This window comes from Pseudoalteromonas sp. 1CM17D, assembly GCF_023161805.1.
Classification (GTDB): domain Bacteria; phylum Pseudomonadota; class Gammaproteobacteria; order Enterobacterales; family Alteromonadaceae; genus Pseudoalteromonas; species Pseudoalteromonas atlantica.
This window is the reverse complement of the sequence record NZ_JALNTP010000001.1, coordinates 27,575-51,596: the sequence shown is the minus strand read 5'-3', so window position 1 is coordinate 51,596 and position 24,022 is coordinate 27,575. Positions and strand designations below refer to the sequence as shown.

General features: G+C 40.7%; 24 protein-coding genes. 3 read left to right on the top strand and 21 right to left on the bottom strand.

The window, feature by feature from the left end:
- Positions 1-2 precede the first annotated feature (2 nt).
- Positions 3-1,007, bottom strand: a complete 1,005-nt coding sequence (locus tag MSC25_RS00225) for a response regulator (protein WP_004588116.1) — start codon at positions 1,005-1,007, stop codon at positions 3-5.
- Positions 1,008-1,223: 216 nt separating this feature from the next.
- On the opposite strand from MSC25_RS00225, the gene tpx reads away from it, so the two are divergent.
- Positions 1,224-1,811, top strand: a complete 588-nt coding sequence (gene tpx, locus MSC25_RS00220) for a thiol peroxidase (protein ID WP_248441961.1) — start codon at positions 1,224-1,226, stop codon at positions 1,809-1,811.
- 113 nt (positions 1,812-1,924) lie between these two features.
- Here the strand turns inward: tpx and adk are convergent, their stop codons facing one another.
- From adk to MSC25_RS00170, 11 genes are all read right to left on the bottom strand, one after another.
- Positions 1,925-2,569: an adenylate kinase gene (gene adk, locus MSC25_RS00215; protein WP_004588118.1), complete on the bottom strand. Its 645-nt coding sequence runs from the start codon at positions 2,567-2,569 to the stop codon at positions 1,925-1,927.
- Between the two features lie 182 nt (positions 2,570-2,751).
- Positions 2,752-4,665: a molecular chaperone HtpG gene (gene htpG, locus MSC25_RS00210; RefSeq protein WP_004588119.1), complete on the bottom strand. Its 1,914-nt coding sequence runs from the start codon at positions 4,663-4,665 to the stop codon at positions 2,752-2,754.
- Positions 4,666-4,810: 145 nt separating this feature from the next.
- Positions 4,811-6,715 carry an MFS transporter gene (locus MSC25_RS00205; RefSeq protein WP_248441954.1) on the bottom strand — a complete coding sequence of 635 codons (1,905 nt, stop codon included), beginning with the start codon at positions 6,713-6,715 and terminating at the stop codon, positions 4,811-4,813.
- Between the two features lie 266 nt (positions 6,716-6,981).
- Positions 6,982-7,590, bottom strand: a complete 609-nt coding sequence (gene recR / locus MSC25_RS00200) for a recombination mediator RecR (protein ID WP_004588121.1) — start codon at positions 7,588-7,590, stop codon at positions 6,982-6,984.
- 6 nt (positions 7,591-7,596) lie between these two features.
- Positions 7,597-7,923 (bottom strand): YbaB/EbfC family nucleoid-associated protein, encoded by a 327-nt coding sequence (locus MSC25_RS00195; RefSeq protein WP_004588122.1) that lies wholly within the window; start codon positions 7,921-7,923, stop codon positions 7,597-7,599.
- A gap of 59 nt (positions 7,924-7,982) precedes the next feature.
- The gene (gene dnaX, locus MSC25_RS00190) at positions 7,983-10,451 is read right to left on the bottom strand and encodes a DNA polymerase III subunit gamma/tau (protein ID WP_248441948.1); all 2,469 of its coding nucleotides are present in this window, start codon (positions 10,449-10,451) and stop codon (positions 7,983-7,985) included.
- Between the two features lie 3 nt (positions 10,452-10,454).
- Positions 10,455-11,000: an adenine phosphoribosyltransferase gene (apt, locus tag MSC25_RS00185; protein WP_004588124.1), complete on the bottom strand. Its 546-nt coding sequence runs from the start codon at positions 10,998-11,000 to the stop codon at positions 10,455-10,457.
- A 172-nt stretch (positions 11,001-11,172) separates the two neighbouring features.
- Positions 11,173-11,295 carry a hypothetical protein gene (locus tag MSC25_RS20250; RefSeq protein WP_004588125.1) on the bottom strand — a complete coding sequence of 41 codons (123 nt, stop codon included), beginning with the start codon at positions 11,293-11,295 and terminating at the stop codon, positions 11,173-11,175.
- A 72-nt stretch (positions 11,296-11,367) separates the two neighbouring features.
- Positions 11,368-12,120 (bottom strand): putative DNA-binding domain-containing protein, encoded by a 753-nt coding sequence (locus MSC25_RS00180; RefSeq protein WP_248441944.1) that lies wholly within the window; start codon positions 12,118-12,120, stop codon positions 11,368-11,370.
- A gap of 10 nt (positions 12,121-12,130) precedes the next feature.
- Positions 12,131-12,958, bottom strand: coding sequence for a DUF692 domain-containing protein (locus MSC25_RS00175; RefSeq protein WP_095206655.1), 828 nt, complete (start codon positions 12,956-12,958; stop codon positions 12,131-12,133).
- A 113-nt stretch (positions 12,959-13,071) separates the two neighbouring features.
- Positions 13,072-13,557 carry a hypothetical protein gene (locus tag MSC25_RS00170; RefSeq protein WP_024033363.1) on the bottom strand — a complete coding sequence of 162 codons (486 nt, stop codon included), beginning with the start codon at positions 13,555-13,557 and terminating at the stop codon, positions 13,072-13,074.
- A 227-nt stretch (positions 13,558-13,784) separates the two neighbouring features.
- Here MSC25_RS00170 and MSC25_RS00165 point away from each other — a divergent pair, with 227 nt between their 5' ends.
- A complete protein-coding gene (locus MSC25_RS00165) occupies positions 13,785-14,765 on the top strand; it encodes a tRNA-dihydrouridine synthase (protein ID WP_054983096.1) in 981 nt (326 codons plus the stop codon).
- A 57-nt stretch (positions 14,766-14,822) separates the two neighbouring features.
- Positions 14,823-15,155, top strand: a complete 333-nt coding sequence (locus MSC25_RS00160; RefSeq protein ID WP_004588130.1) for a hypothetical protein — start codon at positions 14,823-14,825, stop codon at positions 15,153-15,155.
- Between the two features lie 4 nt (positions 15,156-15,159).
- Here the strand turns inward: MSC25_RS00160 and MSC25_RS00155 are convergent, their stop codons facing one another.
- The 9 genes from MSC25_RS00155 to pyrC all read right to left on the bottom strand — a co-directional run bounded on the left by MSC25_RS00155 (position 15,160) and on the right by pyrC (position 23,840).
- Positions 15,160-16,203 carry a hypothetical protein gene (locus MSC25_RS00155; RefSeq protein ID WP_248441943.1) on the bottom strand — a complete coding sequence of 348 codons (1,044 nt, stop codon included), beginning with the start codon at positions 16,201-16,203 and terminating at the stop codon, positions 15,160-15,162.
- A 63-nt stretch (positions 16,204-16,266) separates the two neighbouring features.
- On the bottom strand, positions 16,267-17,526 hold the full coding sequence (locus MSC25_RS00150; protein WP_004588132.1) for a hypothetical protein: 1,260 nt from the start codon (positions 17,524-17,526) through the stop codon (positions 16,267-16,269).
- A gap of 11 nt (positions 17,527-17,537) precedes the next feature.
- Positions 17,538-18,152, bottom strand: coding sequence for an energy transducer TonB (locus MSC25_RS00145; protein ID WP_004588133.1), 615 nt, complete (start codon positions 18,150-18,152; stop codon positions 17,538-17,540).
- Positions 18,152-18,556 (bottom strand): biopolymer transporter ExbD, encoded by a 405-nt coding sequence (locus MSC25_RS00140; protein ID WP_004588134.1) that lies wholly within the window; start codon positions 18,554-18,556, stop codon positions 18,152-18,154. Before MSC25_RS00140 ends, MSC25_RS00145 begins: the two co-directional genes overlap by 1 nt.
- A 14-nt stretch (positions 18,557-18,570) precedes the next feature.
- Positions 18,571-19,095 (bottom strand): MotA/TolQ/ExbB proton channel family protein, encoded by a 525-nt coding sequence (locus MSC25_RS00135; protein ID WP_004588135.1) that lies wholly within the window; start codon positions 19,093-19,095, stop codon positions 18,571-18,573.
- Positions 19,095-20,459 (bottom strand): MotA/TolQ/ExbB proton channel family protein, encoded by a 1,365-nt coding sequence (locus MSC25_RS00130; protein ID WP_004588136.1) that lies wholly within the window; start codon positions 20,457-20,459, stop codon positions 19,095-19,097. The genes MSC25_RS00135 and MSC25_RS00130 overlap by 1 nt, the downstream gene beginning before the upstream one ends.
- 7 nt (positions 20,460-20,466) lie before the next feature.
- Positions 20,467-21,237 (bottom strand): DUF3450 domain-containing protein, encoded by a 771-nt coding sequence (locus MSC25_RS00125; protein WP_004588137.1) that lies wholly within the window; start codon positions 21,235-21,237, stop codon positions 20,467-20,469.
- Positions 21,238-22,122: 885 nt separating this feature from the next.
- Positions 22,123-22,326, bottom strand: a complete 204-nt coding sequence (locus tag MSC25_RS00120; RefSeq protein ID WP_004588138.1) for a cold-shock protein — start codon at positions 22,324-22,326, stop codon at positions 22,123-22,125.
- A gap of 464 nt (positions 22,327-22,790) precedes the next feature.
- Positions 22,791-23,840, bottom strand: a complete 1,050-nt coding sequence (gene pyrC, locus MSC25_RS00115; protein WP_064386682.1) for a dihydroorotase — start codon at positions 23,838-23,840, stop codon at positions 22,791-22,793.
- Positions 23,841-24,022: the final 182 nt, after the last annotated feature.

Genomic DNA, 24,022 nt, shown 5'->3' with positions numbered 1-24,022 from the left:
ACTTAGTCTTCTAATAGGTAAGCAACTTTGTATTTCAAAGTTTTAAGTGAATCTTCGGTAAATAACAGCATAAGATCGCAGTTAATATCGTGGTTTTCGATGCCGTAGCTTATTTCTATCGCTAAGGTTCTTTGCCAACGAGATTTATTTGATTTAACCAATTCAGATACGTCGCGATGTTGGCCAAGTACAATGGGATGACCTTGGCTAAAAGACATATCTAGCTGTTTAGAAAGCCCCGTTAAAATTGAGCCTATTAAAATATTACTAATATCCATAAGTAGCTCAAGCTCAACTTTGTCGTTAAGCTCACCGTCGTAATTCATCAGTGACGCAATTTCTTTAAAGCTTGAGTCGTTTAATAAAAGTAATGCCTCGCCCGATACGCCACCACCAATAAAGCCTTGGCACACCCCTGATGTGGCAGCATTATTGTCAATTGACTGCAGCGCCATATCCAGTTCATTAACTTCAAGCACATTCACATTCGGAATTGGCAGCTCTACAAACACATTCAAAAGCCGTGCAAGCAAATCGCCTGCTTGGCCCATAGCGACATTTGTAAGCTCTTGGTATATATCGCGCACATCTGGGTCTACTTGTTCACCTAAAGAATGAGCAAGGCGCTCGCGCATGGCTTTATCTTTAATGCCATGATGCTCGATAATATCGGCCAGTTTTTCAGGTGAGCAAGGTTTTTGGATAAAATCAATGGCGCCTAATTCAAGTACGCGTTGGTGCGCATTTGGCTGAATATCGCCAGATACAACCACGGTTAGAATATTAAGGCCTTGCTCTTTCATGGCCATAAGGACTTCGTAACCGTCCATTTCAGGCATGTTTAAATCAAGAAAAAGGATTTCGGGCTCGATTATTTTTAGTTTTTTGATGCAATCAACACCATCTTGAGCAAACTCTACTTTAATATCCCAGTCATCTGGTAAAGAGCGAGCTAGCTGGCGCCTCGCTAATTTTGAGTCGTCACATATTAATACGGATGTTGACATACTATCTCTCTATTATTTAACCCAATGTTGTCAATAGGCCTTATGACTTTATTAAAGATACATTTTGTAACTACATGTTAATAAAAGTTCATGCAGTTTACAATTTATATATCACAGAACTTATTATTACTTTTACAGTGATATTTAATCGCTTGGTCAGTGATATTGAGTATAATACACTCAAACCTATTGCGTTAATTTAAAAGGAAATAACCTATGGTACGCTCTCTTATTTTTGCACTAAGCACACTGGCTTTAAGCTCAGTTGGGCACGCATCACAGTACCCAGAAAACACGCTTGATGCAGGTAAGGTCTCTGCTCAAGGTAAGCCTGTCACTTTGTTAGGTAAAGGTGTAAGTGTAGGTGATAATGCGCCAAATTTTAAAGTGGTTGATGGTGGTTTTGCCCCTGTAAATCTTAATGATTATAAAGGGCAAGCTGTATTAATCAGCGTGGTGCCAAGTTTAGATACTGGCATTTGTAGCTTACAAACTAAACATTTTAATGAAAAAGTAGCAACGCAATTTCCTGCTATCGCAATACTGACCATCAGTGCCGATTTACCTTTTGCTCAAAAACGCTTTTGTAATGCTGAAAACATCGACAAAGTAACAGCCCTTTCTGACTCTGTATGGCGAGACTTTGGCCAAAAATATGGCTTAATTATAAAAGATATGGGGCTACTAACTCGCGCTGTGCTTATTTTAGATAAAAGCCATACAGTGATATACAAACAGCTCGTGTCTAATTTATCTACCGAGCCAAACTACGACTCAGTAATAGAAAAGCTAAAAACGTTGTAGGTAACAGGGCGTGTTGACCTTTGGTGGTTTAATTTTAAATTGTTAAAAGCTACTAAATACAAAAAAACCGCCCAAGGGCGGTTTTTAAATACCTAAGCTGTGTTTAGATTATATTAACCTAAAAGCTCTGCTAGTTGCTGACTTACTGTTTCAACAGCTTGCGTACCATCAATTTTATGGTACTGCGTGTTACCTGCTTGCGCTTCAGCTTGGTAGTAATCAACCAATGGCATAGTTTGCTCATGGTAAATAGCTAAACGTTTACGAACTGTTTCTTCCGTGTCATCTGCACGAATAATAAGCTCTTCGCCTGTTTCATCGTCTTTACCTTCCACTTTTGGTGGGTTGTAAACAACGTGATAAACACGGCCAGAGCCAGGATGTACGCGACGTCCACCCATACGCTCAACAATTACTTCATCAGCAACGTCAAACTCAATAACGTGATCAACCACAACGCCATTTTCTTTCATAGCATCTGCTTGTGGAATAGTACGTGGGAAGCCATCAAGTAAAAAGCCTTGTTCGCAGTCTGGTTTAGCAATACGCTCTTTCACTAAACCAATGATGATATCGTCAGAAATTAACTGACCTGCATCCATTACTTTTTTCGCTTCTAAGCCAAGTGGTGTACCTTCTTTAATGGCTGCACGAAGCATATCACCGGTAGAAATTTGTGGAATACCGTATTTGTCCATTAAAAACTGAGCTTGAGTACCTTTACCAGCACCTGGCGCGCCCAAAAGAATAATGCGCATATCATTGTCCCCTAGTATGGATATTTATTTTAAAGCCTGAATTCTTCCACAAGCGCTGCAGATACTCAAGCAACTTATACTAATTGCCTACTTTAGAGCACATAAAAAAAGGAAGCATACGCTTCCTTTATAATTATGGTTATATTTTAGGCTCTTTTAGCAATTAAAAGAGCCTGTTAGCCTTACTTATTTAAATCAAGCATTAACTTGTTTAAACGTGTTACGAACCCGGTAGGATCTTTTAATGTACCGCGTTCAGCAAGTAAAGCTTGGTCTAGTAATACATGAGACCACTGTGCAAACTTATCTTCGTCTTGCTCATCGTTTAAGTGCTTAACTAACTGATGCTCAGGGTTAAGCTCAAACACTGGCTTAGCCTCTGGTACAGGTTGCCCTACTGACTCCATAAGCTTTTGCATTTGCGAGCTCATGTCGTTCTCATCGCTAACAACACAGGCAGGAGAGTCTGTTAAGCGATGCGTAAAGCGTACTTCTTTAACTTCTTCGCCTAGCGCTGTTTTAATGCGCTCAATTAAGCCTTCTACTTCTTTTTCAGACTCTTCTTGCGCTTTTTTCGTTTCTTCGTCGTCAAGCTTACCTAAATCAAGGTCGCCACGTGTAATTGACTGGAATGATTTTTCGTTAAACTCAGTTAAGTGGCTCATCATCCACTCATCAACACGGTCACTTAGTAATAATACTTCGATGCCTTTTTTGCGGAATATTTCTAAGTGCGGCGAGTTTTTAGCCGCTGTAAACGAATCAGCAACTACGTAGTAAATTTTATCTTGCTCATCGTTCATACGCTCAATGTATTGCTCAAGCGATACATCTTGTGTTTCTGAGTCGGTATGCGTAGATGAGAAGCGTAACAATTTAGCAATGGCTTCTTTATTCGCTGTATCTTCTGCTGGGCCTTCTTTGATTACTTGGCCAAACTCGTTCCAAAATGTTTGGTAGTCTTCGGCTTTGTTTTTAGCCATACGCTCTAGCATTTTTAAGATACGAGACGTACACCCTTTACGAATCGCTTGCGTTACTTTGTTATCTTGTAAAATTTCGCGCGATACATTTAGCGGTAAATCGTTTGAATCAAGCAAGCCTTTTACAAAGCGCAGGTAGCTTGGCATAAACTGCTCAGCGTCATCCATAATAAAGACACGTTGAACATACAGTTTTAAGCCACTTTGGCGCTCACGGTTCCATAAATCGAACGGCGCTTTTTTAGGGATATACAATAAGCTTGTGTACTCAGTTTTACCTTCTACTTTATTGTGCGCCCAGTTTAGCGGCTCTTCCCAATCATGGCTTACATGCTTGTAAAACTCTTTGTATTCTTCATCAGAAACCTCTGACTTATCACGTGTCCATAAAGCGGTTGCACGGTTAATGCTTTCCCATTCACCTGGAACTGCAGGGATTTTTTCGCCGTCTTCGCCTTCAGACTCAGGTACTTCTGCTTTATACATTTGTACAGGCGTAGAAATATGATCTGAGTATTTAGTAACGATGCTACGTAAACGGTATTCATCCGCGTATTCTTTTTCTTCTTCACGCAGGTGTAAAATGATATCCGTACCACGGCCTTCTTTTTCAATTTCTTGTAACGTGTACTCACCTTCACCTTGTGATTGCCACTCGTACGCTTGTGTTTCACCCGCTTTACGCGTGCGCACTGTCACTTCATCAGCCACAATAAATGCCGAGTAAAAACCAACACCAAATTGACCAATTAATTGCGAGTCTTTACTTTGGTCACCGGTTAAGTTTTTGAAAAACTCAGCAGTACCCGACTTAGCAATAGTTCCTAAAGAGCTAATCACTTCTTCGCGCGTCATACCAATACCATTGTCAGATATGGTAATTGTGTTCGCTTCTTTATCTGCGCTAATACGTACACGTAAATCGGCATCACCTTGGTAAAGGTCGCCATCAGAAAGCGCTAAAAAGCGTAGCTTATCGGCGGCATCTGATGCATTTGATACAAGTTCACGTAAAAATATTTCTTTATTCGAATATAACGAATGAATCATTAAGTTTAATAGTTGTTTTACTTCTGTTTGAAAGCCTAATGTTTCTTTTTGTGCTGCAGTCATTTATGTATCTCCAATTAGCAAAGTGTCTGCGTTATGCACTTAATATGGGGTGAGGTGGAGTAACTTCAAGGGAAAAATTTAAAAAAGCAGCTTTTGCGCTGACATAAATAAAAAGCCACATAAAAATGTGGCTTTTAGAGTTAAATTACGGTGTGTTTTTAGCGTGCTGGGCTTTTAAAGCGCTGACTTGTTCGTGCAAATAATTAGCACTTACCTGCTCAGCTTCAATCGGCTCTCCCACACTCACCGATACTAACGACCATTTAAGGCGTGGTAGTTGCCACTTGGCTTTACGGCTAAACATACTGCCCCACAAGCCACCTAAGTGAACGGGCACAACAGGCACAGGTGTGCGCGCTATAATCCGCTCAATGCCCCGCCTAAACATGTCCATTTCACCATTGCTTGTTAGTTTTCCTTCAGGAAAAATACCAACTAACTCACCGCGTTCAAGCGCTGCGGCAACCTCATCAAATGCTTTTGCAAACGCCTTTGGGTTGGCTTTTTCGCTATCAATTGGAATAGCTTTTGCCATTTTAAATAGCCAATGCAGCGCTTTTGAATAATAAATGGGGGCAAACACCATAAAGCGTATAGGCCTAGGCGAAGTGGCTAAAATAAACATCCAATCTACAAAGCTTACATGATTAGCTACAATAACGGCTGCGCCTTCGCTTGGAATATTTTCATGCCCTTTTGTGCGCACGCGATACATGCATATGGCTAAAATATAGATAACAAAGCGCAAGAAAAATTCCGGCACCTTAGTGTAAATATAAATAGAGATAAGCAAATTAAGCGCCGCCAAAAGCAATAGTAACGACGAAATATGCCACTCTAAAACAGAGAGCGTTACAATACTTAATATGGCACTGCCAACCATAAAGAGCGCATTAAGCACATTATTAGCAGCTATCACCCGTGAACGACTTGCCTCCTCGGTACGCTGTTGAATAAGCGCATACAGCGGCACAGTATAAAAGCCGGATGCAATACCAATACCTGCCATCCAAACAAAATGCCATACCATGTCGCCTGTATTAAGCACTTGTTTAAGCGTTAATAAATTTTCAGAGGGCGCGATATATTGACTAATAGCCGGCTCTTGGCTTAATAAATACAAAAATAGCGTAATTAAAATAGCGCCAAAAGGTACAATGCCCAGCTCAATACGTGAGCGCGAAAGCTTTTCGCACAACAAAGACCCCACGGCAATGCTTAGCGAAAACACCACCAGCGCACTGGTTACAACGAGTTCATCGCCACCCATTACATGCTTAACGTAATTAGGTAATGCCGTTAAAATAACCGCGCCTATTAGCCAAAACCAGCTTATACCCAACACCGATTTACCAACCGATTCTGTTTGAGCATTAAGCGCTTTAAATACATTTTTAGTGGATGAAAAAATATTATAAGTAAAGTGCAAATTAGGATTATTGGCTTGGCTTATAGGAATAAAGCGGCTGCTGAAAAAGCCAAGTACCGCAAGTATCAGCACGGCAATACTAATAATTGTTGGACCTGTTGTTTGAGTAATGTAATAGGTGCCAAAAATAGTACCAATTAAAATAGCTACAAAAGTGGCAGACTCAACCAAGCCATTGGCTTTTGTTAATTCGTTAGGCGCCACATGTTGCGGTAATATTGAATACTTAAGCGGGCCAAAAAAAGTACTTTGTAAGCCCATAAAAAACACGGTGGTCAGCATTAACCACACATACTGCGTAAAAATAGAGGCTGCGCCAATAACCATAATCGGTATTTCGCAAAATTTAACAAGCCGGATCAGCTTTGATTTTTCTGTTTTTTCAGCTAATTGCCCCGCCATTCCTGAAAATAAAAAAAACGGTAATATAAATAAGCCCGCTGCAAGGTTTGAATACAGCGCACCATCGCCAAGGGTTGCAGCTTGAAACACTAACAATATAAGCACGGATTGCTTATACACATTATCATTCATAGCCGACAAAAACTGCGTTAGAAATAGCGGTAAAAAGCGCTTACTGCTGAGTAAGCCGCCTTTATTGTCGTGTTTATTATTTTGCATAGTACTCCTTACTAATCAGATAAATTCCTGATGTTTTTATACCAACTTGAGCGATATTTTTAAGGCGCGTGAGCCGTGCAACTATCACGTTATTTAGTTGTTGTTAGTCAATAATTTATAACACAACGTCGCCAAGTTTAACTCATTTATTAATTTAATATGATTACCGGCAAACCCACACACGTTATACGGTAATTAAATAGCAAACACAAAAAAGCCCACATATTTTACTATGTAGGCTTTTAAAACGATTTCAGATAGTTGTGTTAGTCCTGCATAACCGCTCGGCGGCCACTAAATGCATGCATTAACGTTGTGCCATCTACTAAATCAAGCTCGCCACCAACAGGTATACCATGCGCTATACGCGAGGCCCCTACTTTATATTTATGGCAAAGCTGGGCAATATAATGTGCAGTGGTTTCGCCCTCAACCGTGGGGTTGGTAGCTAAAATCACTTCGTTAATACCGCCGTGCGAGAGCTTTTGTTCAAGTATATCAAGGCCTATTTCTTTAGGGCCAATACCGTCAATTGGCGATAAATGCCCCATAAGTACAAAATATAAACCAAGGTATTGGCCTGTTTGCTCTATTGCCAACACATCGGTAGGCGATTCAACAACACACAGCACACCGCTGTCTTGGCGTTTTGTACTTAAGCAAATATCACACTGCGCTTGCTCAGTAAAAGTGCGGCACGACTGACAATGCCCAACCGCGCCCATGGCTTTGGTCAATGCGTTACCAAGTTGAGTACCGCCTTTACGATCGCGCTCTAATAAATGAAACGCAATGCGCTGAGCCGACTTAGGACCAATACCCGGTTGGCAACGTAGCGCTTCTATAAGCTGCGTTAAACTATCTGAAAGTTGCATATTTGCTTAAAACGGCATTTTCATACCTGGTGGTAATTGCATACCGCCAGTTACTTTGCCCATACGCTCTTGCGTTTCGTCAGCAACGCGGCGAACAGCATCGTTACATGCTGCAGCAAGTAAATCTTCAATCATGTCTTTGTCGTCTTCCATAAGGCTTTCATCAAGCTCAACACGACGCACGTTATGATTACCAAGCATGGTTACTTTTACAAGGCCTGCGCCGGCTTCGCCAACAACTTCCATTGTCGCGATTTCGTCTTGGGCTTTTTGCATGCGCTCTTGCATTTGCTGCGCTTGCTTCATCATGTTACCCATTCCACCTTTAAACATAATTTTCTCTCTTTCTTTTAAACTCTAGTTGTCATGAAGATAAGGGCGATTGTATTTAATTACAATGCCTGAATACTGTTTTCGTCAATTTCGGCGCTAAATAGCTGCTGAAATTGTACTATGTTTTCATCAGATATGATCACATCAATTGCTTGCTGGTGTCGCCCTGCATCTATTTTTTGCTGAATTAAATAAGGCGAGTCAATCACCCCTTTTGCAAAGTTAATACTCAGCGATACGTTATGCCCGTAAATGCTTGATAACGCCGCATCGAGCTTTTGCCTAAGCATGGGCGTATCTAAGTGTTTTTGCGATTCATCCACGTCAATATGTAAACTGTCGCCTTGCTTAGTAAAAATCGAGTGTAATGCAAATTGGCGCATTCGCCCACCAAGCCCCATACGCTTAATTAAATAAGCCCACTCATCTTGCTGATGCGCAAATTTAATCTCGCTAATTGGGCTTTGAAAATCATCAGGAACCGGTATAGCGGGCTCTTGCTCTATTACCTCAGGCTTTTTTTGCGGGTTAATTTGCTCAAGCAGCTCAGGCGCTAAGTTTTCAGTAATTGTTTGATGCTTTTCTTTAAAATCAACCTTACGCGCTGGCTGGCTTTGCGTTACTGGCTCAGCTGGCGTTTGGCTCCCTGTTACTGGGAGCGTTGGCTTTTTTTCGCTATCGCCTTGCGCATGGTCATGCCATGGCGGTGAATCGTTTTGTGACTCACTCGCTTGCGGGCTTGTATTGTGTGGCTTTGCTTTGCTGTTAGGCGTAGCTTGAGCAGGCATTTTTGGTGTTTGCGCTTGCTCAGGGGTATTTACACTCCCCCCTAAAAGCCTGCCTGCCCCCGATATATTTCTATCCCGTAAAATTCGCGCAATTGCTGATTGTGCTTGAGCTTCTTGTTCACGCACACTGCTATCTTTAGCATCGGCGTTTTCAGGCGCGGGTTGTGTGTGTTGCGCTACAGGTGCAGGGTTATAACCTTGCTCTACCGCACTGCTCATAACATCATCAAATTGTGCAGCTAAGCTTTGCTCCATATTACTGTGTTGCAGATAAGCATCGTCTTCACTTTGGCGCTCAGCAGCATCGTTACTCTTAGCAATGTGCTCACTTTGCTGCACAGGGCTCGGTATATCGTTTTGCGGGCTTTGAGCCGCAGGTGATGCGCTGTTGCTGTATTGCTCACTTGGCGAGCGTGTTAGCTGCTCTGTGGGCGGTTGCTCTACTGGTTCATCACTTGTTTGGCTTTGCGCAGTGCTTTGATTTTGGCTTTTCTCAACCATTACTTGCGGAGCAGGGGTTTCGTCTTGCGATGGTGTTTTATTTTTATTTAATATATCACGCAGCGCATCGGCACGGCCATTACTACTGGTAGGCGCAGACGTTGCTGCACTTGGTGTGTCACTAGGCTCAGGAAGCGATTGAGCAGGCGTTGTACCTGCAGACTCAAATGCTAATAAACGCAGCATTATCATTTCAAAGCCTAAACGAGGCTCTGGCGCCCATTGTAAGTCTTTTTTACCGTTTAATAGTAACTGGTAATAAACCTGTATTTGTTGAGCCTGGGTGTGCTGTGCAACATGGCTAATATAATCGGCGTTTTTATCATCAAGTTGCGCTGCTTGCGGGACAAGCTGAGTTAATTGAATAAGGTGAGTTAATGCAATTAAATCATCAAGTAGTGCAATATAGTTAGGATTACGGCTCGCTACTTGGGCTATTTCGTCCATCAGTGCGCCACCATCTTGTGCTAACAAAGCAGCAAGCAAACTTTGGCTGTAATGTGTGTCCATTAAACCAAGCATAGCTTGTACGGCTTGATTATTTATGTCGCCGTTGGTTTGCGCAATAGCTTGATCTGTTAAGCTCAACGCGTCACGCATACTGCCATCAGCGGCTTTTGCAATAATACTTAGCGCATCTTTATCAAAGTTTAATTCCTCTTGAGTAAGGACATGCTCAAGCTGAGTTTTAATTTCGCTTTGCGAAAGTGCATTTAAGTTAAACTGTAAACAGCGTGATAAAATGGTAACAGGTAACTTTTGCGGATCGGTGGTTGCTAGTAAAAATTTCACATGCTCTGGCGGCTCTTCTAACGTTTTTAATAACGCGTTAAAGCTATGCTTAGAGAGCATGTGTACTTCATCTATTAGGTATACTTTGTAACGTCCACGCGTGGGTGCATATTGAACGTTATCAAGAATTTCACGAGTATCTTCTACTTTGGTGCGAGAAGCGGCATCGATTTCAAGTAAGTCAATGTATCGCCCTGCTTCTATATCAGTACAACTGCTACATTGCCCACATGGAGATGCCGATATACCCTCATCACAATTTAAGCTTTTAGCAAAAATACGCGCAATGGTCGTTTTACCCACACCACGGGTTCCAGTGAATAAATAAGCGTGATGCAGTCTATTTTGCGTTAGCGCATTAACAAGCGCTTGCTTTACATGAGACTGGCCAACCAATTCATGAAAGGTTTGCGGACGCCATTTTCTCGCTAGAACCTGATAACTCATCAATTACTCGCCTTCAAACTCAACCAGTTTTAAGATTTTAATACCCATTTTTTCTATACGCTGCTCACCACCAAGCTCTGGTAATGAAACAACAAACGCTGCATCAGTGGCTGTGCCGCCTAATTTTGCAACTAGCTTTGCTGTGGCTTCAATTGTGCCACCGGTAGCTAATAAATCGTCAACTAATAATACTTTATCGCCTGGGACAATAGCATCAACATGAAGCTCTAATGTGTCTTCACCGTATTCAAGTAGGTAATCTTGGCGAATCACTTCGCGTGGTAGCTTGCCTGGCTTACGAACAGGAATAAAAGGGATCCCTAACGCGTAAGATAGCGGTGCACCAAAAATAAAGCCGCGAGATTCTGTACCAATAATCTTTGTAAAGCCTTGGTTTTTATATTCGTTTATAAAAGCATCGATTGTTGCTTTAAAGGCTTCTGGATTTGCCATTAGTGTTGTTACATCACGAAACATAATGCCTGGTTTAGGATAGTCGGCAATGGTTGCGATACTGTTTTTAATAATAGCGGGTGTTACTTGAGTCATAAGTTTAATTGCTCAATAGTTTATATTTCAAAGCAGCTGATTATAACCTTAACTGACGTTAAAATGCGAGTTTGCTGTTATTAATACCAAGGTGGTTTGAAAATTATAAGGGTGGAGGAAGAAAAGAAGCTTAAGGCTGATATAAACAACAGCCTTAATAGAGCAAGGAGCTTTAAGTTAGGCTTGTGATCCAGCCTAAAATCGCATTTAAACAGCCAATACCTACAAAAACTGCTAAAAAAGCAATAAAGTAAGTAGCGTTAAACGGATCTTTAAAGTCTTTATCATCTGACATTGGTATAACCTTTTTTTAAGCACGACAAATAAGGCTGCCATGATAGACGAAGTAAAAACATCTATAAAGACCTTAATGTTGATTTTTTGTCACGATAATACCGCGCTCGCACATTGCATTAAGCGTACTTAACGCACCATGCGCAATTTGTTGTTCGCTAAAATTAGGCGCGTGGACTAAAACCTGCTGGCATACACTTTCAAACTCAATGCCCGCATTGGATTCTATTATTGAAAGTAGCAAGGCGGTCATTGCATTTGTGGCTAAAAACTGTACGTCGTCGTTATCATCTCTGTATACAACAAAGTAATTAGGCTGCTCAGATGGCGTGCTGGGTTTATATTCTGTGCTGATATTTTGCACCGCATACTGGTAGCTTAAATTACGCGCTACACTCGATAAGTAAAGTGAAGAACTGGTTAGTTCAGTGCTTTTTAAACGTTGCTCGTTGGTATCTTCATTAGCCACGGAAACATCAAGCTCTATCCACTCATAATGTGCCAGCTCCAGCATAAATGCATAATCGTACTCTTGCAGGGTATAGCTGCTCGATAAGTAATTAATAAATTCCCCTGCTATGTCTAAAAAATAAGGCGACTTGCAGTCATGCTCACTAAAAAAAGCCCTTATTAATTTTTGCCATTGCTGCTGTGTATATAAAGTTTTAAGCACCGGAAAACCAGATGAGATGAACCCTGCAATATTATTAAAAAATAAGTCGCGGTAAATCGCCATGCGTCTATCTTCAATATCGTTTGGCTTTGGGTTATGCTCAGGCTCACGTATGTGCGCCATAAACTCATTTTGGCTGTCAATAAAGCTCATATTCCTTCCTTTATGCTAATTGCTGAGTAGGCGATGCGCATAACTGCTTATTTTGTAAATCGTGAATAATATCAAGCTCTTTTGTAAGTGTATTTATACTTGGAATATTAAAATCACGCTCCAATAAGGTAGGAAACACCCCATGCGCTTGGTACGCTTTATCAAGTAAGTCCCATACGGGGTCAATAACATCAGCGCCGTGGGTATCAACAATTAAATCATCGGCTTCATTGTAGTGCCCAGCTACGTGCCCATATGCAATGCGTTTTGAAGGCAACCCTAATAAAAACGCTTCGGCGTTGTAACCATGATTAATGGAATTAACATAAATATTATTTACATCAAGGAGTAGCTTACAATCAGCTTGCTCTAAAATCGTGTTTGTAAATTCAAGCTCAGATAACTGCTGGCCAGGCGCCGCATAATAAGAGACATTTTCGATGGCTATTTGGCGCTCTAAAATATCTTGCACTTGTTTGATGCGAGGTACAACGTGTGCAATGGCATCTTCAGTAAAAGGGATTGGCATTAAATCGTACATATGCCCTTTTCCAGAGCAGTAACTTAGGTGCTCACTGAATAGTTTAATGTTGTGCTGATCAAAAAACGTTTTTAGCGATTTAACAAATTCAATATCAAGAGGTTCAGGCGAGCCGATAGAAAGCGATAAACCATGGCAAACAAAATTATTGGCGTCAGTTAAGGTTTTAAATTGTTTTTTAAAGCGCCCTCCCAGCTTAAGCCAGTTTTCAGGCGCTACTTCCATAAAATCAATTTGCTTTGGTGTATGCGCTAGTAGTTCATCAAGCATCTCTCGACGAAGACCTAAGCCCACCATCCCAAATGCTGAGTTCTGTGTTGCTCTCATCATTATCTCCTAAAACAAAAAGGGCCTTTTGGCCCTTTTAGCATAACGTATATCTGAGTAAATCAGGTACTTAAATCAGCCTGTTATTGGCCGCCACATTTGCCTTCGCCGCATTTACCTTCTTTTTTACCTTTTGCGTCGCCGCCACATTTACCTTCGCCGCATTTACCTTCTTTTTTGCCTTTTGCGTCGCCGCCACATTTGCCTTCGCCGCACTTACCTTCTTTTTTGCCTTTTGCGTCGCCGCCACATTTGCCTTCGCCGCACTTACCTTCTTTTTTACCTTTTGCGTCGCCGCCACATTTGCCTTCGCCGCACTTACCTTCTTTTTTACCTTTTGCGTCGCCACCACATTTGCCTTCGCCGCACTTACCTTCTTTTTTACCTTTTGCGTCGCCGCCACATTTGCCTTCACCGCACTTACCTTCTGCCGCATCAAGCTGGTATCCGGTTACTAGCTGTTGAAATTCAAATGGGTTTGCTTGTGCATCTGCAGAGGCAAAACTTGCAGAGCCAACAACTACTGCACCTAAGGTTAACGCGATTGAGTTTTTCTTTACTGTATTCATTGTATGACTCTCTTATATAAGTGTGTATTAAGATAACGCAAACTAATTATTGTCAATTATGCGTTGCTTGTATAATTAAATAGACCTGCTATCAAATAAAAACTTTCATTTATTTTCATTTTTTTTACTTTTAAATTTATACATACAAATATGGGCAGTAATTTAACTTTTATCAAACCATACTTTGCAGGTACACTACGCACCCGTTTTTTCAATAAAAATACTCTATGAAACTTGTTTTAGCGCCTATGGAAGGTGTTGTTGATTTTAAAATGCGCCAACTTCTTACCAATATTGGTGGCTTTGACCTATGCGTAACAGAATTTGTTAGAGTAATTGATAAATGTTTACCGGCTAAAGTTTTTCATCGCTATTGCCCTGAGCTCAATAATAACGGTTTAACCAAAGCCGGTACTCCTGTGCGCGTACAGTTATTAGGGCAAGTGGCCGACGTATTAGCAGAAAATGCGGTTAGAGCTATCGAATTAGGCTCCCACGGTATAGATCTTAATTTTGGCTGCCCTGCAAAAACAGTAAATAAAAGCCGCGGGGGCGCTGTACTGCTAAAAGACCCTGATCATATGTATGACATAATCAAAGCGGTAAGGGATGCGGTAGATAGTAAACATCAAGTAAGCGCTAAAATACGCCTGGGCTTTGATGATGATAGCAATAGCCAAGAAATTGTAGATGCCGTTGTAAGCGCCGGTGCAGATAGTATTGCAATACATGCCCGTACTAAGCGTGATGGTTATAACCCACCTGCATACTGGGAAAAAATCCCCCCGCTAATAAAAGGTAAAAACATAGCCGTGGTTGCCAACGGTGAAATTTGGCAAGTGGAAGATGCCCTACTTTGCCAGACCCGAAGCCAGTGTAGCGATTTAATGCTAGGGCGCGGTGCGCTTTCTCACCCTGATTTAGCGAAAAAAATTAAAGCTCATGTTAATAATGAACAATATAATGGCCTAGAGTGGGAACATATAATTTATCATTTGATTCACTCTGCTATTCATCAAGACCCCACACAAGATGAAAAATATTTTGCCTCTCGTACTAAACAATGGCTTGGTTATCTAAAGCGCCAATACCCACAAGCTAATGCACTATTTGATGAAATAAGACGTCTTAAAGTAAAAGGTGATGTAGCACAGGTTTTAAAAAAATACGCTAAGTCTCCGCAACTTGATTCAAATCATAGCGTATAAGCAGCGCAGCTCAGATAATACCGGTATAACGAAACGCTAAATGAAGGTTATACCAATATGCTTTATCAGCAACAACTGCACAGTGAAATAGCACACGTTAAATCAGTAATATTAGCGATGCTGAGCCAATCTGCACACCCTGCCCATCTTAAGCTACGTGACGTTATATTAACTAGCCAGCATAACGAATGGCTTGACACTGCCACCTACCACTTAGGCCCTGAATATCAAACTTTAGTTAATAGGCTGACAGAATTAGAAGCGGCAATAAGCCAAATAGATATTGGTCAATACGGCTATTGCTGCGATTGTGAAGAAGCAATTTCTGAGCGGTTACTTAAAAAAGACCCTGCAACACAGCGCTGTGAAATGTGCGCTAAGCGCACATAAGCGTTTAAAGTGTTAATAGTTGCTCGGCAAAACTAAAAGCGTGGCCTGGGTAAAGCACACTATCTTCAACTAAATACTGCGCATCGCGCTGTGAAATAGCTAATCGTTTTACTAAGTTCACTTTTGCCTGAGATAAAGTCCATGCATGGTAGTGTATGCCCACATCGGTTTCCATTAGCGCAAGCATTAGCCTTTTATCTTCTGGGCTCAGCTTGCTGTTTTTAGCCATAGCGGGCAACAGCATGTAATCAGTTTGCCAATCAATCCCTTTTACTTTTGGCGCCTGGCTTAAATATTGGCTAATAAACGAAGTACTATGATGCTCGTTATAGCTCAAATTAGGTGCAGTGTGCGAATCAATTTGAAGATGCTGATTAATAGTATCAACCCATTGCAAAGGCGACTTAACTGCCCCACTGAAGTAATTTAGTTTACTTTGATACCATTCACTGCCATTAGCAAGTCCACGTAAGCCAATGCTTCCTCTTGGTTTGTATTGGGCCAAGTAATCATTAAACTCTGCAATCTGGGCTTTTAAATCGTTTGCGCTAGATTGTTTTAATAGTGACGTTTGTAAGTAACCCTGCAGGAGGTTTAATTCAATCTTGTTTAATCTCAAATTGCTTTGCAGCGCACTATCTAATTGATCTTGAGTGAACTTAAGCCACTCAATTACCTCGTTAGACTTAGTAATTTGCATTTGCGCTGATAATAGGTTCTCTAACACATTGACCTGTGCAGGCCAGCTGAAAAAGCGCTCAGGAAAACGCTCAGCAATAATTAAGTAATTTAGCTGCTGTGTTTGCGCGTTTGAAAGTGTCATTGTTTGTAGCCGCTGATACATCTGATGACGAAGCGATAAATACGCTGAGGAAAAAGGCAATACTTGTTCAGTGGATACACTTGCAGTGCCCACAAGCTTTAGCGCTGTGTTTAAATTTTTAATACTCTGCTGCGCAGCATCATAAGATTCAAAAGGCAGTGGTTGTTTTGAACAAGCAACCAAAAACAGACTAAATAGGACAGACAAAAGATGCGTTTTATTCATTATAAATTCCAATAAAAAAAGCCCCATAGGGGCTTTTTATATAATTGCTAAAACAAATTAAAGTTAAATTTTAACACCGTTGCGAGCGGCTTTATCTTTAATAAATGTAGACCAACCTTTAGCAAACTTACGTGTGCGTGGGTCGTCCATTGCTTTAGTAATAGCAGCATAAGCTTGCTTGTATTTAGCTTGGTAGTAGTACGCTTCAGCTAAATCTGAATAAATGGTGCCTTTTTTGTCAGAGCCAAGCTCTAACGCTTTGTTCAAACGAACAACAGCAGCACTAAAGTTCTCAGATTGTAAAAGTAACGATCCTGCTTTGCGGTAAAGCTCTGCATCGTCGTCAAATTTAGCAGCTTCTTCGTAGTACTTAGCAGCTTTTTCGATGTCTTTAGAACGGTGGTAGTTACTAGCAATTGCGTTAACATTTTGCTTAGTACGCTTAACTTTGTCTTCTTTGATCGCATTTTCAAGGGTTTTAGCCGCTTTAAATGGAATTTCGTTTAAAGAGTAAAAGTTAGAAAGTACTTTGTAATCTACTTCCGCTTCAAAATAGCCATTTTTGAATGCTACTTCCATGGTCGCTAGACCTTTAGAGTAGTCTTCGGTTTGTAGGTAGTATTTACCTAAACTAACCCAGGCTTTTTTGTCATCTGGCCAAACTCGTACAATCTCTTCACCAATTTTCACCATGTTGGCGTAGTCTTTAAGTTCAAAGTAAGAACCTAATTTTAATTGGTAAGGGGCCTTGTTAGGCTCCTTTTGTAAAGAGATTGCCTTGTCGGCAGGTTTAAAAACATCACGAAACTGACCTAACTGATAGTTAGCTTGCGCGATACGAGTATACACTTTAGGGTCTTCTTCGCCGGTGAAGTCCATCCAAGCTGTATAAGCTTTTTTGGCTTCTTGGAACTTTTCAGTACCTGCGTATAAATCACCTAATAGCTTTAAAGTTTGCTCGTGATCTGCGAAGTTTAAAATATCAGGGGCAACAGCTTGTCTAGAGTATTTAATCGCTTCATCGTACTTCTCTTTTTGCGCGTACATGCTACCTAAGTAACGATTTACAGTCGCTTTATCGAAGTCGTTAGATGCGTCAATCTCTTTTAACAAGGCAATTGCTTCATCAATTTTGTCTTCATTGTACAAGTCAAACGCTTTAATTACCTTTTTACCAGTACGCTCGCCCATGATTTTAGTCTTGGCTTTTTTACGCTCTTCAATTTTAGCGTAATCCGGCGCTGCTAATACAGGTGCAGTTATAGCTGCACCTGACACAGACATAAGAATTGCAAGAGCAGTTACTTTAGATAAATTTCTCATTACTCGCCTCCTTAGCCTTGGTTAAGTTTAAAGTCTAGTTGAACTTGTAAACCAACTTGTTTCTGTGGTTTACCGTCAATAATTTTAGGACGGTATTTCCACTTGCGTAATGCACGTTTAGCTTCACGATCAAAGATACGTTTTGGTTCTGCGTCAATAACTTGAACGTCAGTCACGCCACCTAACTCATCAATTGTGAACGAAAGTTGTACCCAACCTTCTTTACCATCACGCGCTGCTTGCGTTGGATATTTTGGTTCAATACGAACGATAGGTGTCGCATCACCATCTCGTCCAAATGCACCTGGACCACTTAGTCCACCAGCCGAACTTCCTACATCAATGCTACCCATGTTAAATGACATAGCACCAGGGTTAGGATTGTTATTCTCCGGCTGTGGCGGCTGCGGTTTAGGCGGCTGCTTTGGCGGTGGCGGAGGCGGAGGCGGAACACGCTTCCTCTCCTGCACCTTAGATTCAGGCGGATTCGTCATTATTTCGACTATGATCTGCTCTTTTTGTTCAGTATTACGGTCAGCCCCACCAGAGATGAGGTAAGCCATGAAGTAGAACAAGCCGAAAGTAACTGCCCCACCTGCAATCAGTGAAAACAGAAAACGAATCATTACTGATCTCCAGCTATTGAAATTCTCAGGTTGTCACCTGTCGCTTTGATCTGGTCCATAACTTTAACCACTACGCCGTGCTTTGCTTCTTTATCAGCTTGCAAAATCACAACATCAGTAGGTTGTTCTGCTAATAAACTTTCGATTTTTGCTGAAACACGTTCAACATCAACTTGCTGTTTATCAATCCAGATAGCACCATCACTGCGAATAGCAACAAAAATGTTAGCATTTTTTTGCTTCGTAGCTTGGGCCGCTTTAGGTTTATTGACCTCGATACCAGCCTCTTTAACGAACGATGTAGTTACGATAAAGAAAATAAGCATGATAAATACGATGTCAAGCATTGGCGTCATATCTACCGCTGCTTCTTCTTCTTCACGAAAACGTTGTTTACGTGCCATATTTAATTCTCTCTCTAGTGATGAGGCATGCTATCTACAAGTTTGGCTTTCACCATTCTCGCTCTTGCCTCAAGGCGTGAGCTAAAGAAAACTCCAGATAGTGCCGCAACCATTCCAGCCATTGTTGGGATTGTTGCCATTGAAATACCTGATGCCATTAAACGTGCATTACCAGTACCTTGGGTTGCCATGGTTTCGAAAACCGCGATCATACCCGTTACAGTTCCAAGTAAGCCTATTAAAGGACAAACAGCTACTAATGTTTTAATCAACAACATACGCTGATCTAATTTTTCAGACGCTTCAGAAATCCATGCTTCACGGATTCTGTGTGCGTACCAAGACGTAGTGTCTTGGCGGGCATCCCACTTCGCTACAATATCCTTCGTTAAACGAGGAAATTCAGCAAGTAGGAACCAATAGCGCTCAATCATTAAAACCCACATAAGAAAGAGTGCTATCGCGACCACGTATAATACCTGGCCGCCTGTGCCAACAAAATCCCTGATAGATTCCCATATCTCCATCAGGACTAGCATTAGGCTTTCTCCTTCTCCGCGTGAGTAGCAACGATACCTGCGCTTTGCTCATCAAGGATATGTAATACTGACTTACTACGACCTGCAACAATTGAATGAAGTAGGATAAGTGGTAGTGCAGCAATTAGACCTAGCGCTGTAGTTACAAGAGCTAGAGAGATGTTACCAGCCATGATCTTCGGATCGCCCGTACCGAACAATGTGATTGTTTGGAACGTTAAGATCATACCGATTACTGTACCTAGTAGACCAAGTAACGGTGCGATTGCAGCAAGAATCTTGATGATGTTGATGCCAGCTTCAACACGTGGCGTTTCACGTAAGATAGCTTCATCAAGTTTAAGCTCAAGGTTTTCAACGTCTTGGCTCTTGTTGTCATGGTACACTTTAAGAATACGACCCAGTGGGTTGTTTGTATTCGGTGTAGACAAGTTTTTAAGCTGAGACTTGATCTTAGAAGTAGTAAGCGCTAAGTCAACGAAACGTACTAAGAAGATTAGTAGACCAACAGCTAATAAAACTGTGATGATGTAACCAACTTCAGCACCTTGCTCGTAGTATTCCATAAGTGTTTTCTTCTGCGTGTTGATACGTAAGATTGCACCACGAGTCGGGTCAATGTATACGCCAGCGTAATTGTCAGAAGAAGTACCTTCAAGAGCAGAGATACCATCTAAAATGTAGCTATCAGGTTGTTTACCTAAAGGCTGAATAGATTTTGTCTCTGGCGAGTAGATTAAGTAACCTTCGTCAGTAACTAAGTTAAAGTTACCAATACGTGTTACTTGCTTAACTGTAGAGTTACCGTCAAGACCTGACACTTCAGTTTCAAAAGTAGAAACTTTTGCTGACTCAGTCATTTCTGTTTGAAGTGCAATCCAAAGTTCTTCAAGTTCACGAACTGTTGGAAGCTCTTTAGCAGCTGCTAATGAACGAAGTACTTCTGCACGGCCTGGCTTTTCAGCACTTACTAGTGAAGCTTCGATAGAACCGATAGCGTCTTGCGCTGCACGACGTACAACACCAAACATTTCACCAAGAGTACCTTGTGCGTTTTGAAGCGCTTGCTCTTTTTCAGCTAATGTATTTTCGTTTTGTGCATATTGCTTAGCTAAGCTGTCACCGCGTGCTTTTTCAGACGCTAATTGGCTTTTTGCTTTGTTAAGTAATGCTTGCTTGTCAGCACGTTCTGATAAGAACTCTTGCTCACGTTGCTTATTGATTTTACCTTCAGAGATACGTTCTTGCTTTACTTGCTCAAGAATTTTATCTAAAGCATCAGTATTTGCATGTGCATTAAGCGCGGTACCTGCAGAAACAGATAGTACTGCTGCAACAGCAAAACCTTTAAATAGTTTCTTCATTATTCGATTACTCCGCGCCAAAGATTGGTAGTTTAACAAGTTCTAGTGTCGCTTGCTTACGCGCCATACGAATCACTTCTTTAACTGGTTTTAGGTATTCTTCACCTAATTCTTTCCACTCTTTAGTGTTGTTGTCCCACACCCAAGCGTGTTTTAAGTCAAAAGATTGTGCTACGTAAGTGATACGACCTAAACGACCGATATCAACGTTAATGTTTTTACCATCAACTTCTAAAGTACCTTGAGAAGCAGTTACAGCCGAGCTGTAAGCAGTTTCAACTGTGTATGCTTCAAGAACTTGGCGGAATTTCTCAGACGTCGTTACAGACGCAGAAGCCATGATTTCACGAAGTCTTTCTACACGAGCAAGACGAGAATCAAGATTGAACGGAACGTCCGCTTTGATGAATTGCTCAAGCGTATCGATCATGCGATACATCAAAGGCACAACGTTTTGTTTAGTGTTGTCGATAGTAGCGATTTGACGGTCAAACGATTCGATTGACGCATTTTGGTCAGCGACCAAACGTGCTACGTGATCGTTGTACACTTTCATAAGTTCAGTCTCATCAACAATACTACGGTACTCAGCGATTAGCTCTTGAGTTTGACCGTATACGTTGTCAATTTTAGTTTGAGACTTAACAGCAGCCTTTTGAATTTGCTGACCTGCTTTTTGCACGTCATTCAAAGGATCTGCAATCACATTGCTGCTTGCAAATGCAAAAGCGCCAACCAACGCAGATGCTACAAGACTCTTTCTGATTTTAACAGACATAGTTCCCAACCAATTAAGTAATGTTACTTTTATAATTTAATTATCAACCTTATTAAGGATGACAACCCTGATATCTTTTAATAGATATCAACCCTCCAATAATGCTAAATGCAATACGCCCTGTCAACTTGATGTTAGCTATTCTAAGTAAATAAATACCTTGAAAAAGCTAAAACTAAAGTATTAAAAAAATACTGTTAACATAAATGCAACCAGCATTAAGCCGTTTTAGCATTATATAGCCCCTTTAAAATTAAACACTAGTTAAAAATTAGACACTTACATGAAACAAAAATGCAACATCTAAACAAAACTGAATTGCACCTTAAAAAAAAACAAAAATAATAAAAATGTGACAATTTGATGAACTAGATTTGGTTAAATTAGGCTAAAAACACATCTTAACTTACAAATCCTGCGCTTCATCGTATAAAAATACAACAATTCGAAAGTGGTTTTGAGATGATGTATAAATATTACTGCATTTAAGTTAATGGCTTTAACTTTGCTAAGCCTAAGTTAAGCCTTATTAAAGTTAGTAAAACACTCAGTTAATTACACGGTTTTTTAATACACACTATGCGTGTGGTAAATGAATGTTTAACCTTGGTGAAAGTATGCAGATTATGAGCTGTTAATGTATTAAAGCGGCGTTACTTTTTAACGGGGATATTAACTAGCAAAATGGGAAATATGTTAAACGTGTTTGAAGCTATAGCAAGAAGTTAAATTTAAACGTTTGACTGTATTAAGGAGTGTAGAAACAATATTAAGGAGTGTAGAAACAATATTAGGGAATGTATAAACAATGAGGAAGATTTTGAGGAATTATGGTGAAACAGAAAACTGCTTCACCAAGATGAACTAAGGTTCACATAATTAAAATTATGCTACTTCTACGTTCTCAGCTTCAGGGCCTTTTTGACCTTGTTTGATGCTGAAAGTCACTGCTTGACCTTCGCTAAGAGTGCGAAAACCAGAACCAGTGATTGCGCTGAAATGTACAAACACGTCAGGACCATTTTCTTGTTCAATGAAACCAAAGCCTTTAGCTTCGTTGAAAAATTTTACTTTACCAGTAACCGACATACTAAATTTTCCTGTAAGTCAATAATTAAAATTCAGCCATATTATTATGGCTATATCCTCCCTGAGTCAGTGCCCAAAATTCTGGAGGTATAGTACAGGAACAAGTTTTAACCTAACCGGTAACCTTAAACGCAGCACAATATCCGTAAATTCAATACGCAAAAACTCAAAGCAAGTTAAGGTTAACACATTAATTTTTTTTTGGCTCTATTAATTAAGATTTATTTACTCAGAACAAAAATAAATAAAGCATTATATGTAAGTGGTTATTTTTAAAGCTAAAATTTAACAAAAAACGGTAGCTTTTTTGCTCGTAATTGTAACAATTCATGTATAACAGCTTAGCTTAACAAATAAAGTACCTCGTAAAGAGCGTTAAAACTCGCGTGAAGGTTGAATTTCAAGCAAATAAAAAGCCGTACAGCAAGCTATACGGCTTTAATACAATGCTAATTTAATACACTTTACTTAACCTGCCAGTCAATCGTAGCTTCTGCTTTAATAGGCACAACTTGTGAGTCACCAAGCGTGTAACTTGCGGGAACTTGCCAAGGGCTTTTCTCTAGGGTAATTGTATCGGTGTTACGGGCAAGTCCGTAAAAGTCAGGCCCAAAATGGCTTGCAAAGCCCTCTAGTTTGTCCAGTGCGCCTGCCTCTTCAAAGGCTTCGGCGTAAAGTTCAATCGCAGCATGTGCTGTATAGGCGCCAGCACAACCGCATGCCGCTTCCTTTTTATCTTTATAATGTGGTGCTGAGTCAGTCCCTAAAAAGAACTTTTTATTTCCACTTATAGCTGCCGCCATTAATGCTTGTTGATGAATATTGCGCTTTAAAATAGGTAAACAGTAATAATGCGGACGTATGCCACCAGCTAACATGTGATTACGGTTATACAATAAGTGATGCGCGGTAATAGTTGCCGCCACATTTTGCGGCGCGGCTGTTACAAAATCAACGGCGTCTTTTGTCGTAATGTGTTCAAGCACTATTTTCAGATTTGGAAAATCAGCGACAACATCGCCTAAAATCGTCTCTAAAAATACTTTTTCACGGTCAAAAATATCTATTGATGAATCAGTCACTTCACCGTGCACTAATAACAGCATGCCCACGTCTTGCATCGCTTCTAATACAGGGTAAATATTCTTTACTGATGTAACCCCAGAGTCTGAGTTAGTGGTTGCCCCTGCTGGGTACAACTTGGCAGCAACAATTTTACCCGTTGCTTTGGCTTTTTTAATTTCTTCAGGTGTGGTTTTATCGGTTAGGTAAAGCACCATTAAGGGTTCAAAGTTGCCCTGCGGCCCCGCTGCCATAATTCGCTCTCGATAAGCTAGCGCTAAATCAGTGCTCGTTGCTGGCGGTACAAGGTTTGGCATTATGATGGCGCGGCCCATGTAGCGGCTAATATCGCGTACTGTATCTTTGAGTTGCTCACCATCACGTAAATGGACATGCCAATCATCAGGACGAGTTATGGTTAATGTGTTTTTTGAATCGGTATTAATGCTCATTACTTTTTTCCACGGCTGAATTTATCCGATCATAGGCATATGGAAAGATCTAGTAAAGTGTTATCTAAACTATTCCCCTTTATGAGTGCTGCAAAATACTATTGGGTTTAAGTTTAACGACGATTACACCCGTTTAAGCGTTTTATTTTGAACATGCTTTAAATTTGGGTTAACTTATCGGT